This window comes from Paracoccus sp. SMMA_5_TC, from assembly GCF_009696685.2.
Classification (GTDB): domain Bacteria; phylum Pseudomonadota; class Alphaproteobacteria; order Rhodobacterales; family Rhodobacteraceae; genus Paracoccus.
In genome coordinates this window covers 1,896,257-1,911,937 of sequence record NZ_CP102355.1, presented here as the reverse complement: position 1 = coordinate 1,911,937, position 15,681 = coordinate 1,896,257, and the positions used below count along the sequence as shown (strand labels likewise).

At 66.3% G+C, this 15,681-nt stretch carries 16 protein-coding genes; 5 read left to right on the top strand and 11 right to left on the bottom strand.

Going from position 1 to position 15,681, the window contains the following annotated elements; all coding sequences use genetic code 11:
* Positions 1-6: 6 nt before the first annotated feature.
* From GB880_RS09860 to GB880_RS09835, 6 genes are all read right to left on the bottom strand, one after another.
* On the bottom strand, positions 7-1,326 hold the full coding sequence (locus tag GB880_RS09860; RefSeq protein ID WP_263467103.1) for a glycosyltransferase family 4 protein: 1,320 nt from the start codon (positions 1,324-1,326) through the stop codon (positions 7-9).
* A 90-nt stretch (positions 1,327-1,416) separates the two neighbouring features.
* Complete coding sequence (locus GB880_RS09855) at positions 1,417-2,418, bottom strand: ABC transporter ATP-binding protein (protein WP_154493469.1); 1,002 nt, start codon at positions 2,416-2,418, stop codon at positions 1,417-1,419.
* Positions 2,419-2,448: 30 nt separating this feature from the next.
* Positions 2,449-3,288, bottom strand: coding sequence for a carbohydrate ABC transporter permease (locus GB880_RS09850; RefSeq protein WP_154493470.1), 840 nt, complete (start codon positions 3,286-3,288; stop codon positions 2,449-2,451).
* A 9-nt stretch (positions 3,289-3,297) separates the two neighbouring features.
* Complete coding sequence (locus GB880_RS09845; protein WP_154493471.1) at positions 3,298-4,215, bottom strand: carbohydrate ABC transporter permease; 918 nt, start codon at positions 4,213-4,215, stop codon at positions 3,298-3,300.
* 103 nt (positions 4,216-4,318) lie between these two features.
* Complete coding sequence (locus GB880_RS09840; protein ID WP_154493472.1) at positions 4,319-5,578, bottom strand: ABC transporter substrate-binding protein; 1,260 nt, start codon at positions 5,576-5,578, stop codon at positions 4,319-4,321.
* A 23-nt stretch (positions 5,579-5,601) separates the two neighbouring features.
* A complete protein-coding gene (locus GB880_RS09835) occupies positions 5,602-6,504 on the bottom strand; it encodes an N-acetylmuramic acid 6-phosphate etherase (protein WP_154493473.1) in 903 nt (300 codons plus the stop codon).
* Between the two features lie 155 nt (positions 6,505-6,659).
* Between GB880_RS09835 and GB880_RS09830 the strand changes: the two genes are divergently transcribed.
* From GB880_RS09830 to GB880_RS09810, 5 genes are all read left to right on the top strand, one after another.
* The gene (locus GB880_RS09830; protein ID WP_154493474.1) at positions 6,660-7,493 is read left to right on the top strand and encodes a BadF/BadG/BcrA/BcrD ATPase family protein; all 834 of its coding nucleotides are present in this window, start codon (positions 6,660-6,662) and stop codon (positions 7,491-7,493) included.
* The gene (locus GB880_RS09825; protein ID WP_154493475.1) at positions 7,493-8,263 is read left to right on the top strand and encodes a GntR family transcriptional regulator; all 771 of its coding nucleotides are present in this window, start codon (positions 7,493-7,495) and stop codon (positions 8,261-8,263) included. Before GB880_RS09830 ends, GB880_RS09825 begins: the two co-directional genes overlap by 1 nt.
* Positions 8,260-9,285 (top strand): SIS domain-containing protein, encoded by a 1,026-nt coding sequence (locus GB880_RS09820; protein ID WP_154493476.1) that lies wholly within the window; start codon positions 8,260-8,262, stop codon positions 9,283-9,285. Before GB880_RS09825 ends, GB880_RS09820 begins: the two co-directional genes overlap by 4 nt.
* Positions 9,285-10,403 carry an N-acetylglucosamine-6-phosphate deacetylase gene (gene nagA, locus GB880_RS09815; RefSeq protein ID WP_154493477.1) on the top strand — a complete coding sequence of 373 codons (1,119 nt, stop codon included), beginning with the start codon at positions 9,285-9,287 and terminating at the stop codon, positions 10,401-10,403. The genes GB880_RS09820 and nagA overlap by 1 nt, the downstream gene beginning before the upstream one ends.
* Before the next feature lie 232 nt (positions 10,404-10,635).
* A complete protein-coding gene (locus GB880_RS09810; RefSeq protein WP_154493478.1) occupies positions 10,636-11,037 on the top strand; it encodes a hypothetical protein in 402 nt (133 codons plus the stop codon).
* Positions 11,038-11,778: 741 nt separating this feature from the next.
* Here GB880_RS09810 and GB880_RS09805 read toward each other — a convergent pair.
* The 5 genes from GB880_RS09805 to GB880_RS09785 all read right to left on the bottom strand — a co-directional run bounded on the left by GB880_RS09805 (position 11,779) and on the right by GB880_RS09785 (position 15,676).
* On the bottom strand, positions 11,779-12,825 hold the full coding sequence (locus tag GB880_RS09805; protein ID WP_229774370.1) for a hypothetical protein: 1,047 nt from the start codon (positions 12,823-12,825) through the stop codon (positions 11,779-11,781).
* Entirely contained in the window at positions 12,822-13,166 is a 345-nt protein-coding gene (locus tag GB880_RS09800) for a hypothetical protein (RefSeq protein WP_229774371.1), read from the bottom strand. The genes GB880_RS09805 and GB880_RS09800 overlap by 4 nt, the downstream gene beginning before the upstream one ends.
* Positions 13,163-13,588 carry a hypothetical protein gene (locus GB880_RS09795; protein WP_229774372.1) on the bottom strand — a complete coding sequence of 142 codons (426 nt, stop codon included), beginning with the start codon at positions 13,586-13,588 and terminating at the stop codon, positions 13,163-13,165. Before GB880_RS09795 ends, GB880_RS09800 begins: the two co-directional genes overlap by 4 nt.
* Positions 13,588-13,788 (bottom strand): DUF6511 domain-containing protein, encoded by a 201-nt coding sequence (locus GB880_RS09790; protein ID WP_154493479.1) that lies wholly within the window; start codon positions 13,786-13,788, stop codon positions 13,588-13,590. Before GB880_RS09790 ends, GB880_RS09795 begins: the two co-directional genes overlap by 1 nt.
* A 223-nt stretch (positions 13,789-14,011) precedes the next feature.
* Positions 14,012-15,676 carry a DEAD/DEAH box helicase gene (locus GB880_RS09785; protein WP_154493480.1) on the bottom strand — a complete coding sequence of 555 codons (1,665 nt, stop codon included), beginning with the start codon at positions 15,674-15,676 and terminating at the stop codon, positions 14,012-14,014.
* Positions 15,677-15,681: the final 5 nt, after the last annotated feature.

The following is a 15,681-nucleotide window of genomic DNA, read 5'->3' as shown; positions in this document are numbered from 1 at the left end:
ATCCGCCTATGCGCCAGCCCGGCGCGGCAACGGCAGTTCCTGCGGCAGCGGCGCACCCGCCAGCACAGCCCGCCAGATGCGTTCGACCTGCGCCGCCTTGGCGGGCCAGGTGAAATCGCGCAGCGCCCGGTCGCGCGCCGCCTCGGCCATCACCGGCAGCCCCGAGGGATCTTCGGCGATCGCCTGCAGCCGCGCGCGCAGCCCGGCCACGATCTGTTCGCGGCTGCCCATGGCAATGCGATAGCCGGTGGCGTCATCGACCAGCTCGCCCGGCCCGGCGTAATCGGCCACCACCGGCACCACGCCCAGCGCCATCGCCTCGAGCACGACGCCGCCGCCGAACTCGCGCACCGAAGGAAAGATCAGCAACTGCGACTGCGCGGCGATGGTCTGCACCTGGCCATGTTCGACCCAGCCGCGCAGCTGCACCGCCTGACCCAAGCCCTCGCGCGCCACCAGATCGCGCAGGTCATCCGCCTGCGGGCCATCGCCGATCACGTCCAGCGTCAGCAGCCCGGCCCGCAACAGCGGCGCCGCCGCCTCGATCGCCATGTCGGCGCCCTTGTAGGGGACCAGACGGCCGATGAAGCAGCCGCGCAGCGGCAGGCGGCCCGGTTGCGGCGCGCGCAGCGCAAAGCGCGCCGGATCGATGGCATTTTCGGGCAGCCAGATGGTCTTGTGCTGAAAACGCGCCGGAATTTCGCTGCGCGTGTGCAGCGACCCGCACAGGATCGCCGCGGCATCGCGCAGCATCGCCCCCCGCCCCGGCAATGCCTTGTAGGCGCCGCGGACATAGGACAGCCATTCCCGTTCCCGCCGCCGTTCGCTGTCAAATCCGCGCGGCCACGGAACGCCGCCATTCAGCGGCCCCAGCACGAAGGGCACCCCCGCCCGGCGGCAGCGCGGCGCCAGCAGGCTGTTGGCGGTGGGCGTCAGCGGGGTGATGCGATGCACCAGGTCATAGGCGCCGGCGCGGATGCGGTCACCGAACTGGCGCCAGACCAGGCGTTCAAAGTAGCCGTAGCCCAGCGTGGTCACGGCGGTCTTCATCGTCCAGCCGACGCCCTTGCCAAAGCTGAGCCGCTCGGCAAGCCGCCACATCGGCGCGGCCAGCCGCTCGCTGTCGATGGCGGTGAAATCCCGCCCCTCGACCAGGCCCGCGCGCAGGATCGCCTCGCGGTTGCGGACCTGGGTGACGATATGGACATCGGCGCGCTCGCGCAGCGCCGCGGCCAGCGACCAGCCCACCAGCGGCACCGAGACCCATTCGGGGTTGGCCGCCTCGGCGATGATCAGCACCCGCAGCCGTCTTGCCTGGTCATCCAAGGTTCCACCCCCGCTTGCATCCATCCTTGCGGGGGTAGCCATGGGGGCAAAACCGCGTCAAGCGAAATTGGCGCCGCTGACCGTGCCGGTTCAGCGCAGGCGCCGGCCCTCGGCGTCGAAGTGATAGGCTCGCGCCGGCTGAAAGCCCAGCGTCACCTGTTCGTCCACCGCATAATCCTGTTCGCCGAACAGCCGCACCGTCAGCAACCCGTGATCGGGCGCATTGACATAGACCAGCGTTTCACCGCCCAGCTTTTCGACATGGCTGATGCGGCCGGCAATCTGGCCCTGCCCGCCCGCGTCGATGGTCAGGTGTTCGGGACGGATCCCCAGCGTATCCGAACGCAGCCCCAGCACCCCCGCCTTGAGGAAGTTCATCTGCGGGCTGCCGATGAAGCCGGCGACAAAGGTGTTGTCGGGGTCGTTATACAGATCCATCGGCCGGCCGACCTGTTCGACCACGCCGCCCCGCAAGACCACGATCTTGTCGGCCAGGGTCATCGCCTCGACCTGGTCGTGGGTCACATAGATCATCGTCGCGCCCAGTTCGCGGTGCAGGCGCGCAATCTCGATCCGGGTCTGCACGCGCAGCGCCGCGTCCAGGTTCGACAGCGGCTCGTCGAACAGGAACAGTTTCGGCGTGCGCACGATTGCGCGGCCGATGGCCACGCGCTGACGCTGGCCGCCCGACATCTCGCTGGGACGCCGGTCCATCAGATGGCCCAGCGACAGCATCGCCGCCGCCTTGTCGGTGGCCTGGGTGATGCGGTCACGGCTGACGCCCGCCTGGCGCAGCGCCAGGCCCATGTTCTCGCGCACCGTCAGATGCGGATAAAGCGCATAGCTTTGAAACACCATGGCGATTTCACGCTTTGCCGGGGCCAGGTCGTTGATGCGCGCGCCATCGATCCGCACATCGCCCGAGGTCACATCCTCAAGCCCGGCAATCATGCGCAGCAGGGTCGACTTGCCGCAGCCCGAAGGGCCGACAAAGACGCAGAACTCTCCGTCATCGACCTGCAGGTCGACACCCTTGATGACATCGGTCGCACCAAAGGATTTGGTCACTTGGCTCAGGGTCAGGGCACCCATCGGATCACTCCTTGTTCGGGGCTGTCATGGTCATTTCACGGCGCCGGCGGTGATGCCGCGGATGAGCTGACGCGAGAAGATCAGGTAAAGGACCAGCACCGGCACGATCGCCAGGCCAAGCGCCGCCAGAACCGCGTTCCAGTTGGTCACGAACTGGCCGATGAACACCTGGCTGCCCAGGGTGATGGTCTTGGTCGCCTCGGAGGGCGCAAGGATCAGCGGAAACCACAGGTCGTTCCAGATCGGGATCATGGTGAATACCGCAACTGTGGCCATGGCCGGCCGCACCAGCGGCAACACCAGCCGGAAGAAGATGACATATTCCGACAGCCCGTCGATGCGGCCGGCGTTCTTCAGGTCGTCGGACACGCCGCGCATGAATTCGGTCAGGATGAACACCGCCAGCGGCAGGCCCTGCGCCGTATAGACCAGGATCAGCGCCGTCAGCGTATTGACCAGCCCGGCCGCCACCATCATCTGCAGGATGGCAACCGTGCCCAGGCGGATCGGGATCATGATGCCCAGCGCCAGATAAAGCCCCCACAGCGCGTTGCCGCGAAAACGGTATTCCGACAGCGCAAAGGCCGCCATCGCCCCGAACAGCAGCACGAAGAACAGGCTGGCGACGGTGACGATCATCGAATTGGTGAAATATTGCAGGAAATCGCCCTGGGCCAGCACGGTCTGGTAGCCGACCAGATCGAAGGTCGAGGCATCGGGCAGCGCCAGCGGATCGGCAAAGATGGCGCGGCGGTTCTTGAAGCTGTTGACCACGATCACGAAAATCGGGAACAGCGCGATCAGCGTATATCCCAGCAGGACCGTATGGGCGGCAATGCTGCGGGACAGGGAATGTCGGGCCTGGCTCATCGTGTCGCCTCAGAACTGATAGCGGCGCAAGCGGCGCTGGATGGTGTAAAGGTAAAGGCAGACGCCCAGCAGGATGATGCCGAACATGGCGGTGGCGATTGTCGCCCCCATATGCGGGTCGCCGATCTGCAACTGAAAGCCGAAGAAGGTGCGGTAAAGGAACGTGCCCAGGATGTCGGTGGCAAAGTTCGGCCCGGCCAGCGACCCTTGGGTCACATAGATCAGGTCGAAGGCGTTGAAGTTGCCGACAAAGGTCAGGATCGAGATGATGCCGATCGACGGCAGGATCAGCGGCAGCTTGATCTTCCAGAACTGCGACCAGCCGGTGACACCGTCCATCTCGGCGGCCTCGATCACCTCGTCGGGGATCGACAGCAGCGCGGCATAGATCAGCATCATCGGGATGCCGACGAACTGCCAGACCGAGATCAGCGCCAGCGTGGTCAGCGCCGAGCCCTCGCGCCCCAGCCAGGGGGCGAACAGGCTTTTCAGCCCGATGGCATCCAGCATCCCCGGGGCGATTCCCCAGATGGGCGACAGGATCAGCTTCCAGACAAAGCCGACGATCACGAAGCTGAGGATGGTCGGCACGAATATGGCGGTGCGGTAAAAGGCCGCGAAGCGCAAGCGCGGCGAACTCAGCAGCGCCGCCAGCAGGATGCCGATGGGGTTCTGCACCAACATGTGGACCAGGAAGAACCAGGCGTTGTTGCCGAAGGCATTCCAGAAAGCCTGGCTCCACCGCGGGTCGCCGAACAGGGTAGCAAAATTCTGCAAGCCGACAAAGATGCGCTCTCCATCCCGAAGGTTGAACAGCGACAGGTTCAGCGTTGCCACCAGCGGCACGATCATGATGGCGGTATAGACCAGCACCGCGGGCGCCAGAAACACCGCGATATGCCAGCGAAACGGTTTTCGCTGCGCCATGGCGTATCCTTTCCGTTCAGGTTGTGAAAGGGCGCTGCCCGCCCGGGATGCGGGGAACGGACACTGCCGTTCCCCGATGGCCGCCGTCAGCGGTCGGCCCTGGTCATTTCTTCTGCGGCTCGTACCACGAAGCCAGGCCATCCTGCAGCCGCTGGGCGGCGGCCTCGGGCGTCTCGGTGCCCTTGATCACGTTGGCGCTGGCATTCCAGGTTTCGTTTTCAAGGTTCGGGGTGCCGCGCGACAGGATCTGATAGGTCGAACGGATGGTGGGTTCGCAATTCTCGCGCCAGCTGACGAATTCCTGCGCCAGGGGATCCTGCATCTCGACCGGGGCCGAATTGAGCGAGAAGAAGCCCGGCAGAGCATTGGCGTAAAGCGTGGCGAATTCGGACGACCCGACCCATTCCAGGAACTTGCGCGCCTCGTCCGGGTGCTTGGTGGCGGCGTTCATGCCGATGCCGATGTCGGTGTGATCGCTGATATAGCACTTGTCGCCCTCGGCCGGGACCGGAGGCGGAAAGGCGCCCATCTCGAACGCGCCGCCGATCTGCGGGCCGAACACGCCGATTTCCCAGGAACCCGCCGGATAGATGGCGGCGCGGCCCAGGGTGAACAGGTTCTGGCTGTCAGGATAGGTCTGCGCCTCGAACCCGTCGCCCAGGTAATCCTTCCATTTGGCCAGCTGGCGGAAGGGGGCGACCCAGGGCTCGTCGGTCAGCTTCTGTTCGCCGGCCAGCAGCGCCTTGCGCCCCTCTTCGCCCTTCCAGTAGTTGGGACCGATGTTCTGATAGCCCATGGTGGCGGCTTCCCACTGGTCGTTGGTGCCCATCGCCATGGGGATATAGGTGCCGTCGGCCTTGATCTTGTCCAGCAGGGCAAAGAACTCGGCCTCGGTCCTGGGCGGGGTCAGGCCCAGCTGCTCGAAGGCGGCCTTGTTGTAGATGAAGCCATGAATGACCGAGGCCATCGGCACGCAGAAGGTCTTGCTGCCGTCATCGGTCTGCCAGGCCGATTTCGCCACGTCCGAGAAGTTCGCCATTGCGGGCAGATCGCTCAGATCGGCCAGCTTGCCCTTGTTGAACAGCTCCAGCGAGGCATCGAATGGGCGGCAAGTGATCAGATCGCCCGCCGACCCGGCATCCAGCTTGGAATTCAGCACCGCGTTATATTCAGGGGGCGCCGAAGGGGCGAAGTTGATCTTGATGCCGGGGTTTGCCGCCTCGAAGGCGGGGATGATCTTTTCCTGCCAGATCGCAAGATCGTCGTTGCGCCAGCTTTCGATGGTCAGGGTGACATCCTGTGCCCAGGCCGCGCCGCTCAGCAGCGTCGAGCCCAGCAGCGCCAGGCGCATGGTCTTGATCATGGTCTTCTCCCTTGGATGGCGGGTCATTCTTGCGGACCCTGGTGTGAAATCTGAAGCAGGTCGGCCAGTTTCCCATCACTGGCCGCCAACTGTTCATGCGCGATGTCCGGCGCCGTGCCCCGGGCGACCAGAATGGCGGGTTTTACCGCCCCGCCCGTGCTCTCAAGCGCGTGTTCGGCCGCAACGCGATCGACGCCAGCCAGCGCGGAAACGATGCGCGCCGCGCGATCGACCAGCTTGGCGTTGTCGGCCACCACATTGATCATGTAACCGTCCAGCACATGCCCAAGGCGGACCGCCACCAGCGTGGACAGCATGTTCAGCGCGGCCTTTTGCGCGGTTGCGGCCCCCATGCGCGTCGATCCGGTCACCACCTCGGGGCCGGTATCCAGCAGCACAGGCACGTCGCACTCGGACAACAAAGGTGAGTTCGCGACATTGGCGATACCCACGACAACGACACCGCGCGCCCGGGCCGCGCCGGCAGCGGCCAGTGCATATGGCGTGCGCCCCGAGGCGGACAGGCACAGCAGCGTATCGCCGCGCTCCAGACCGCTGCGATCCAGATCGGCCAGCGCCAGGTCGGGATCATCCTCGACACTGCCTTGCAGATGCAGTAGCGCCGCCGCGCCACCGGCGAACAGCATGGGCGTGCGTTCGGGCGGGATGCCGAATGTGCCTGCCAGTTCCAGGCAATCGGCCAGGGCCATCAGCCCCGACGATCCGGCCCCGGCATAACCCAGCCGACCGCCGGCCCGCAGCGACGCAGCCGCCGCATCCGCGGCCCGCACCAGGGCAGGAAACGAGGGACGCACCGCCTGCAGTGCGGCGACCTGTGCATCCAGAAGCCGTGCCAGACACTCGGCATCAGGCAACGCATGCAGGCCGTCGGACCCGGGGTGCCGGGATTCGGTGGTGGTGGTCATGTGATTCCCCTTCCCTCTGCCCTGATAATGCCAAAACAATACCAATTGTAAACCCTGTTTGTGAGTTATGTCGTATTCTGCCTTTTTTGCGCCTTTGAAAAGATTACCCTTCCATTTTGGTATTGCTTTGGTATCTTGCCGTTCAAGGAGGCGCCATGACATTCTATCTGGGCATCGATGGTGGAGGGACGGGTTGCCGGGCGGCGCTGGCGGATGCCCGCGGCCGTGTTCTGGGCCAGGCCGCAGCAGGCCCCGCCAATATCTCGATCGAAACCGAAGCCGCCTGCGCCAATATCCTGGCCGCGACCGAGGACGCGATCAGGGCTGCGGGAATCGCCCGCGCGCAACCGATAACCGCAGTTCTGGGGCTGGCCGGGGCCAACGTTACCGCGGCAGCCGAAAGATTGCGCGCAATGCTGCCTTTTGATCGCTGCCGAATCGTGACTGATGCGGTGACTGCCGCCACCGGCGCCTTGCAGGGCGGCGACGGCATCGTGGCGGCCATGGGAACGGGCTCGGTCTTTGCCGTTCAGGCGGGGGGCAGGATGCGCCAATACGGCGGCCGCGGCTTTCTGCTGGGCGATGAGGGCAGCGGCGCGGTGCTGGGCCGTTCGCTGCTGGCGCGCGCCCTGCGCGCCGAGGACGGGTTCGTGCCCATGACGCCGCTGTTGCAACAGGTTCTGGATGAACTGGGCGGGATCGAGGGCGTCATTTCCTTTGGCCTGCGCGCCAAGCCGGTGGAGTTCGGCCGTTTTGCCCCCGCCATCGTGACGGGCACCGATCCTGCCGCCAGGCAGATATTTGACGATGCCGTGGCCGAGGTGCGGCAGATGATCGACACCTTGCAGGCCGGTCGCAACCTGCCGGTGGTGTTCCTGGGCGGGCTGGGCGCGCATTACGCCGCGCGCATGGCCGGGCTTTGGGACATCCGCCCCGCCATGGGTTCCGGGCTGGACGGCGCGCTGCTGCTGGCGCGGCAGGAGGCATGATGAGCCATATCTTTCGCCCCGAAGCATTCGAGGACAGCGGCGGCGGACCGCTGTATCTGCAATTGCAGCGCCTGATCGCCGAGGCCATCGCTGCGGGCGATCTGAAACCCGGTGACAGCCTGCCGCCGGAACGGGAACTGGCCGCGATGACCGGGCTGTCGCGCGTCACCATCCGCAAGGGGGTGGCGGAACTGGTCGCCTCGGGCCAGCTGGTGCAAAAGCGCGGCTCGGGCACATTCGTCGCGCCCCGCGTCGAAAAGCTGGAACAGGCGCTGTCGCTGCTGACCTCGTTCACCGAGGACATGGCCCGGCGCGGGCGCTCAGTCGAAAGCCGCTGGATCGCACGCGGCCTGCACGCCCCCGCCCCCGAAGAGGTCATGGCGCTGGGTCTGGGTGTAGGCGACAAGGTCGCCCGGCTTGAGCGTGTGCGCAGTTCCGACGGCGTGCCGCTGGCGATCGAACGCGCCTCGCTGGCCCAGCAGATCCTGCCCGATCCGCAGGCCGTCGAAGGCTCGCTTTATGCCGTGCTCGAGGCGCGGGGCCTGCGCCCGGTGCGCGCCGTGCAACGCATTTCCGCCGCCAACCTGACCAGCAAGGATGCCGAGCTGCTGGGGGTGATGCCCGGTGTCGCCGGGCTGCGGATCGAACGGATTTCCTATCTGCCCTCGGGCAAGGTCGTCGAGTTCACCCGCTCGCTTTACCGCGGGGATGCCTATGACTTTGCCGTCGAATTGAAACTTGCGCCCCAAGGCGAAAGGACATCGCAATGACCCAGACCCACATGGCCCGCGAAGTGGCCGAAATCCCCCAGGCAGCCGCGCGCTTTCTGGATCAGTCGCGCCAGATGGTGCTGGACGCCGCCGCAGCCCTGCGCCGCAAGGATCCCGATCTGGTGGTCACGGTCGCGCGCGGGTCGTCCGATCATGCCGCCACCTACCTGAAATACGCCATCGAGCTTGAGGCCGGGGTGCCGGTCGCCTCGGTCGGGCCGTCCATCGCCTCGATTTATCGCCGGCCGCTGCGGCTGGGCAAGGCGGCCTGCCTGGGCATTTCGCAATCGGGCCGCAGCCCCGACATCGTCGAGATGATGCGCGCGTCCGGCGATGGCGGCGCGCTGTCCATTGCCATCACCAATTTCGAACACAGCCCCATGGCCACGGCCTCGGCGCATTGCCTGCCGCTGCAGGCGGGCGAGGAAAAAAGCGTCGCCGCCACCAAGACCTTCGTCACCTCGGTGCTGGCGGGTCTGTCCCTGCTGGCCGAATGGCGCGAGGATCACGCCCTGCAGGATGCGGTGGCCGGCCTGCCCGACGCCTTCGCCCAGGCGATCAACCTGGACTGGTCGGCGCTGTCGGCGCGGCTGGCGCGGGCCAATTCCGCCTTTGTGCTGGGCCGCGGCCCCGGCTTTGCCATCGCCTGCGAGGCGGCGCTGAAGTTCAAGGAAACCTGCGGCCTGCACGCCGAGGCCTATTCCGCGGCCGAGGTGCTGCATGGTCCGGCCGCCATCGTGCAGGCCAGCTTTCCGGTGCTGGCCCTGGGGATCGAGGATGCGGCACTGCCGCAGCTGAAGGCCACGGCCGAGCGGCTGGCGGCGCAGGGGGCTGATGTGTTCGTCACCGGCACCGAGGTCGGCGGCGCCGTCACCCTGCCCTCAGTCGGGGATCTGCATCCGCTGGTCGCGCCACTGGTCACCATCGCCGGTTTCTATGCCTTTATCGAGGGGCTGGCGCGCCGGCGCGGCTTTGACCCGGACACCCCTCCTCACCTGCGCAAGGTCACGGAGACGGTCTGATGGCGCCCGAGATTCTGACCGGCGCCCGCATCTTTGACGGCGCGCGACTGCTGGACGATCATGCGCTGGTGATCGAGGATGGCGCGATTTCGGCCCTGCTGCCTGCCGCCGAGGCGCCGCAAGGGACGGTTCGCCGACTGTCCGGCATCCTTGCCCCCGGCTTTCTGGATCTGCAGGTGAACGGCGGCGGTGGGCTCATGGTCGATGGCCGCACCGATGTCGCCGCGTTGCGCCATATCTGCGCCGCCCATCGACGGCTGGGATCGGCGGGCATCCTGCCGACGCTGATTACCGACACCCCCCAGGCGACGGCTGCCGTGCTGGCGGCGGGCATCGCCGCCGCAGCGGCCGAGGTGCCGGGATTCCTGGGTCTGCATCTCGAAGGGCCGCATCTGGACCCGCGCCGCAAGGGTGCACATGATCCCGCCCTGATCCGGCCGATGCAGGATGACGACCTGAACCGGCTGTGCGACGCCGCCGGGCGCCTGCCCGCATTGATGCTGACCGTGGCGCCTGAATCGGTCAGCCCGGACCAGATCGCCCAGTTGTCGCAGGCTGGCGTGATTGTCAGCCTGGGCCACACCGATTGCAGCTACGAACAGGCACAGGCCGCCTTTGCCGCCGGCGCGCGCTGCGCAACGCATCTGTTCAACGCCATGAGCCAGATCGGCCACCGCGCCCCGGGCCTTGCCGGTGCGGTGCTGTCGGGGGATGCGGCGGCGGGGCTGATCGTCGACGGCATCCATGTGCACCCGGCGGTGGTGCGCCTGGCCGTGCAGGCCCGCCACCAGGGGCTGTTCCTTGTGTCTGACTGCATGGCCTTTGCCGGCACCGACATGACCGAAATGACCCTGGGCGGCCGCCGTATCCTGCGCCGCGACGGACGCCTGACCTTGGCCGATGGCACCCTGGCCGGGGCAGACCTGACCCTACCCCAGGCCATCGCCACCATGGTGCAGGTGGTGGGGATTGACCTTGAACGTGCGCTCGCCATGGCCAGCGCCGAGCCGGCACGCGTCATCGGACAAGACCGCCGTTACGGGTGGTTGCATCCAGGCCGCAAGGCCGATCTGGTGCTGCTGGACCACAATCTGGCCCTCAAGGATTGCTGGCTGTAAACCGGGGCACACCTGCGCGCGGCAATAAAGAACCGGATCATTTCAATCCCTGGAGATTATTCAATTAATTATCTATAAATTAATTGGATTTCCCCTTACTGCCCATGGCTTCAGACAGCTATGTGATGGTCCGCACAAGCTTCCCCTTGAAGCAATATTCGCTGGACATCTCCTGTGGCTCATATTACCTGCGATCCACAAGCTCGATCAGCTCTGGACCGAGGGGAACGCGGTGCTTCCTGGCCTGATCAGCGTCTTTTTTTTTGCAAGACTTGCCGTGATAGTGGTCTATGCCGCGCAAGTGTCCCTGCCGCACGTCCGCCAGCTTCTGCCAAGGCGCAGAACATTCCGCAACGCCCTGTGGGGTTTTCTGTGGGTGGTCGGGAAATCAGGGGAAATCAAATCAACGCCACCCGCAGACAAGCCCGCGGCACCCCATGCCCCTGGCCTGTTCTGTCGCAATCAGCAGCATACAAGCGTTTTCAGGATGGCGGGTCTAATGGCGGGTATCGCGGACAATCTACTGCAAGTGATTGATTTTATTGATGTGATGGCGGAGGCAAAGGAAGTTCAAGCGAGCCATGCACGATGCCTCAGGGGGCGTCGCGAAATGATCGCAAGTTATTGTTTGTGAATAATTTTATTCCTCAGTAGTCCTCTTATCCCCTCATGCGCGCTTAGTCAAACTCGATGCCGTTCGATACCCTTTTCCTACCTGAGTAACACCCAAAAGGAAAACATATACCCGTCACCGTAAATAAACTCGCGGCCGCTAGGTTCGGCGTCGACAAGGAGCGCCTCAGCGATAGGAACGGCCTTTATGTCCGCCTGTATCCTTCTGGCGCCAAGCGATTTCAGGTTCAAGTCCCGCGTGAGCGGGGCGACTAACGCCGCTTGTGGATCACCTTGGGTGACTTCCCGACGCTCTCCTTGAAGGAAGCGCGTGAAACGTCGGCTTGGATCCGGCTCCAGGTTGCTCGGAACTGGAGCGCTAGCCGCCTGGGCGTGCTAGCCGCCTGGGCGTGCTTGCCGCTTGGCAGTGGGACACTATCGATAACCCCCACCGTTTCATCCCCGCATGTGCGGGGGGAACAGACAGCCAGAGCAGACGGCCCGACTGCCGACAGCGGTTCATCCCCGCGTGTGCGGGGAACAGAGTCGCGCGCCTGTCCGACGCTGGCCGCCGCACGTTTCATCCCCGCGTGCGCGGGGAACAGGATAGCCGAGAAGATCATAGGGATTTAACCATCGGTTCATCTCCGCGTGCGCGGGGAACAGGATGCGCCGCGACATGCGCGAGTTCAGGATCGCGCTTCATCTCCGCGTGCGCGGGGAACAGGATATGTCGGATTCCTCGAACGCCTGCCGGACCGATTCATCCCCGCGTGTGCGGGGAACAGTCCGCCTCATCGCGCAGGCGCTGCTTATATGCCGGTTCATCCCCGCGTGTGCGGGGAACAGGCCGGTCGAGCGGCCAGGCGGGGCGCAGCATCGCGGCGTTGTAGCCGCAGATCGCCGTCCAGCCCTCGTCCATCGAGATCCGGCCCTCGTGGACCAGCCGCAGGAAATAGCCGATGGCGGCCGACGCCCCCTCGAAGCGGGACCATTCGTCCGCGCCGCCCTCATGCACCGGCGTCACCAGCACGTCGTCGATGGCGGGTTTCTCACGGGGTTCGGCCGTGGCCATGCCGACGCCGGGCATCGGCGGCATGTCGGCGACGCGCTCGGCCAACTTGGCGAGGTCGACCTCGAGATCGGCTGCCGCGCGGATCTGGACGAGCCGGGTGAGCCCGCCCTTGTGATAGACCGTGCCAGGCACGCGGATCGGCTGGTGGGCCGAGCGGAAATGCGTGTCGCCACCCACCTTCAGCGCGATCTCGCCCCGAAGCTGGCAGAGCCGGGCGAGGTCCGCCCCCTCCGCGGACTCGGTCAGCTTCCACCAGACATGCAGCTTGGTCGCGCCCTCGGGTGTGCGCCCGCCGCTCTCGACGATCAGGGTCGGCCGGCCAAGGTGGTGGACGAGATGATCGAGCTTGGTTGGGATGTTGCCCGAGTCGAGATCGACCACGAGGCTCTGCATCTGCAGCACGTCGGCGGCGCGGGCCTGGCCCGTTTCCGCCACCGTGCCGGGGATGACGTAGACCGCTGCGCCCTCGCGCGCGGCCCAGCCCGCGAAGGTGGCGAGCTTCTCGGGCGCGGTGGCGTTCGCGTCAATCCAGATGTTGTGCGGCCGGCCGTCCTTGCCCTGGCCCTTGTCGACGAACCCGCGAACCGGGATCAGCCCCTCGGAGTAGCCGAAGACGACATCGACGAAGCGGGCGATCTGGTCCGCGTCGGGTTCGATGGCGAAGGGATCGGGCAACGGCGCCGCGTCGTTGAAATCCCGCCAGGGATTGAAATGGACGATGTTGTCGTCGCTCATGCCGGCAGCCCCCAGCAGCGCCCGGCCCAGGGGCAGAACCGGCATTCGAAGAAGTCGCGATTGGCGGCGATGCGCGGGAGCAGCTCGCCGGCATCCGTCGCCCGCAGGATCCGCACGCCCCGGTCGGACATGCGCTGCGCCAGATCCGCGTCGAAGGGCACGAGCTCATGGTGCAGCTCGGCCGTGTCCTTGTTGATCGCGGTGAAGAGCGCGGGCGCGGCCGAGATGCCCGGCACCGTCCCTTCCATGTAGGCCTGGTAGAGCGCGATCTGAGCGGCGTAGACGGGCTTCGCGACGGTCACGCCCTTGGCCACCGTCTCGCGCCAGTTCTTCGCGTTCATGGTCTTGCATTCCCAGAGCGCCGGGGTGCGCAGCCCCAGCGCCGCAGGAGCCTCGGCGACGATCCCGTCGACATGACCGCGGATGCGCCCGCCCGCGACAGAGAAGCCGAACTGCTCGCCGTCCGGGCGGTGCCCTTGCGGGTGTAGAGGTCCAGCCCCGCCGTCCGCAGCCAGCGGATGGCGAGATCCTCGAGCGTGCGGCCGATCGCGAAGATCCGCAGCGACCGGCCGGAGAAGTCCTGGCCCTCGTCCTTCGGCGCGCCCGCGAATTCGAACTGCAACGCCCGCTCGCAGGCGTGGCCCAGCCGCGACGCCCCGAGATAGTCGCGCGGCGGCGTGGCAGCACACTCGGCCTCCAGGGCGGCATCTATGGCTGCATTGATCCTCTCGCCCATGGATGGGCGCTTGTTGAAATCCAGCATCAGAACGGGATCTCCGACTGGCTGGCGATCTCGGCCATCTCGGCGCGGAAGGCCTCGATGGTGGCAACGATCAGCCGGTGCATGTTGTTCTGCGTCAGCTGGCCCAGCGGCCAGTCCCAGCCGATCCGCTCCATCTCGGGCGCGAGCGCGCGCATGACGGCGGGCAGCGCCCGGGTTTCCTCTTCGGTGAAATCGACCATGCTCAGTCCTCCTTTCCCTTTGCGGGTGAAGGCCGCCTGGCAGCCCATGGAGCAGAACCAGCGGCGGGTGCGGTGGGGCCGCGGCCGGTGGGGATCGAACCAGCCGAAGCCGCGGGCACGTGCGGTGCAGACCGCGCAAATGACCGCCCGGGATGCCAGAGGCGATCACGGCCCGGTCGATCCGGAGCCTCTGCGGGCGGGGACGGGACTTGCGCGACATGGTTCACGCCGCCCTCCGCTCGGGCGCGGCCGTCATGACAAGCCGGCGAATGTCGCGGCGGTTGAACTGGAAGGTGATCAGCGCGGACGCCCGATAGCGGGTGAGCCCGTAATCCTGCCGCTGCGCGGGCGAGAGGTATTGCAGCTGCTTCTCGGTCGGCGTCTGTGTCAGCCAGCGCTTGGACTTGAAGGCGCTCTCATCGCTCTCGTATCTGTTCAGCCAGTCGTCGGCCTGCGCGAGGCAGACCGTCCGATCCCCCACGCCGAGAAGGCGCGTCGGCTGTCCCCTGGCGCCGCCCACGGCATGCCAGCGGCCCTCGAGGAAGAACACGCCGCCCCAGGCGTTGAAGCCGCTCGCCATAAGCGCCGCGTCGTCGCCGAACAGATCCTCCCACACGAAACTCGACCGCTTCAGCAGATCGATCTCTGACAGGACGACGCTTTCGAGCGGCGGCGCCCCGTCGCGCAGGAACGCGTGGCCGCAGATCGGGCACTGGCGCGAGGCGAGCGGGATCTCCGCCTCGCATTCCGGACAGGTCTTGGTCGGGGCCGCACCCGGCTCAGGATCGCGACCGTCCAGATCGACATCCTGCTCCAGCGTGCCGTGGGTCAGGCTCGAGATCCCGAAGTCCAGCACGATGCAGTCGGTCTTGATCACGCCGGGATGTTCGGCCGGATCGACAGTGCGCAGACCGCGCCCGACCATCTGGATCATCGTGGACTTGCAGGAGCTGGGCCGCAGCAGCACCACACAGGAGGTGGGCGGGTGGTCCCAGCCTTCGGTCAGGACCGCGACGTTGACGATGACCTGCACCTCGCCGGTCGCATAGGCTTCGAGCACCATCTTCCGCTCAGTGGAGCCCATGTCGCCAAGGACGACGGCGGCCGGGTTTCCGGCCTCGTTGAAGGCGGTCGCCACGTCCATGGCGTGCGCGACGGTCGAGCAGAAGACGACCGTCTGGCGGTTCCCTGCCTTCTCCTCCCAGTGCCGGATGACCTCCTCGGTGATGGTCGCGCGGTTCATGATCGCCGCGACCGCGGCCATGTCGTAGTCGTCGGCAGTCTTGCGGACGGCGCGCAACTGCTCCTGCACGCCGAGGTCGATGACGAAGGTGCGCGGCGGCACGAGATGGCCCGAGGCGATGAGCTCGCCCAGACGGACCTGGTCGGCGACGTTGTCGAAGACCTCGCGCAACCCCTTCCTGTCGCCCCGGTTCGGCGTCGCCGTGACGCCGAAGACGCGGGCGTCCGGATTGGCATCCCGCACCCGGGCGATGATGCGGCGGTAGCTGTCGGCGACAGCGTGATGCGCTTCGTCGATCACCAGCAGATCGAGATTCGGCATGGCCTGCAGATTGGCGGCGCGTGACAGTGTCGGCGCCATGGCGAAGGCGACCTGGCCCTCCCAGGACTTGGTCGCGGAATCGACGATGGAGGTCTCCGTGTCTGGATTGACCCGGACGAACTTCGCCCGGTTCTGGCTGGTCAGCTCGTCACGATGCGCGAGCACGCAGGCCTTGGCGCCGTCCCCGGTCATCCGGCCGGTGACGGCCGAGAGCATGATCGTCTTGCCCGCGCCGGTGGGCGCCACGCCCAGCGTGTTGTCGCGGGCGGAGAGCGCAGCGAGGCTGCGCTCCACGAAGAGTTTCTGGCGGGGACGGAGGAGCATCGCGC

Excerpts from the sequence above, each read along its gene's own strand:
- GB880_RS09840 (WP_154493472.1), bottom strand. The coding sequence starts at position 5,578 with ATGATCAAGACCATGCGCCTGGCGCTGCTGGGCTCGACGCTGCTGAGC.
- GB880_RS09800 (WP_229774371.1), bottom strand. The coding sequence starts at position 13,166 with ATGAACGCGAAGAACTGGCGCGAGACGGTGGCCAAGGGCGTGACCGTC.
- GB880_RS09850 (WP_154493470.1), bottom strand. The coding sequence starts at position 3,288 with ATGAGCCAGGCCCGACATTCCCTGTCCCGCAGCATTGCCGCCCATACG.
- GB880_RS09855 (WP_154493469.1), bottom strand. The coding sequence starts at position 2,418 with ATGGGTGCCCTGACCCTGAGCCAAGTGACCAAATCCTTTGGTGCGACC.
- GB880_RS09830 (WP_154493474.1), top strand. The coding sequence starts at position 6,660 with ATGACATTCTATCTGGGCATCGATGGTGGAGGGACGGGTTGCCGGGCG.
- GB880_RS09790 (WP_154493479.1), bottom strand. The coding sequence starts at position 13,788 with ATGGTCGATTTCACCGAAGAGGAAACCCGGGCGCTGCCCGCCGTCATG.
- nagA (WP_154493477.1), top strand. The coding sequence starts at position 9,285 with ATGGCGCCCGAGATTCTGACCGGCGCCCGCATCTTTGACGGCGCGCGA.
- GB880_RS09845 (WP_154493471.1), bottom strand. The coding sequence starts at position 4,215 with ATGGCGCAGCGAAAACCGTTTCGCTGGCATATCGCGGTGTTTCTGGCG.
- GB880_RS09825 (WP_154493475.1), top strand. The coding sequence starts at position 7,493 with ATGAGCCATATCTTTCGCCCCGAAGCATTCGAGGACAGCGGCGGCGGA.
- GB880_RS09785 (WP_154493480.1), bottom strand. The coding sequence starts at position 15,676 with ATGCTCCTCCGTCCCCGCCAGAAACTCTTCGTGGAGCGCAGCCTCGCT.
- GB880_RS09835 (WP_154493473.1), bottom strand. The coding sequence starts at position 6,504 with ATGACCACCACCACCGAATCCCGGCACCCCGGGTCCGACGGCCTGCAT.
- GB880_RS09805 (WP_229774370.1), bottom strand. The coding sequence starts at position 12,825 with ATGAGCGACGACAACATCGTCCATTTCAATCCCTGGCGGGATTTCAAC.
- GB880_RS09820 (WP_154493476.1), top strand. The coding sequence starts at position 8,260 with ATGACCCAGACCCACATGGCCCGCGAAGTGGCCGAAATCCCCCAGGCA.
- GB880_RS09795 (WP_229774372.1), bottom strand. The coding sequence starts at position 13,588 with ATGCTGGATTTCAACAAGCGCCCATCCATGGGCGAGAGGATCAATGCA.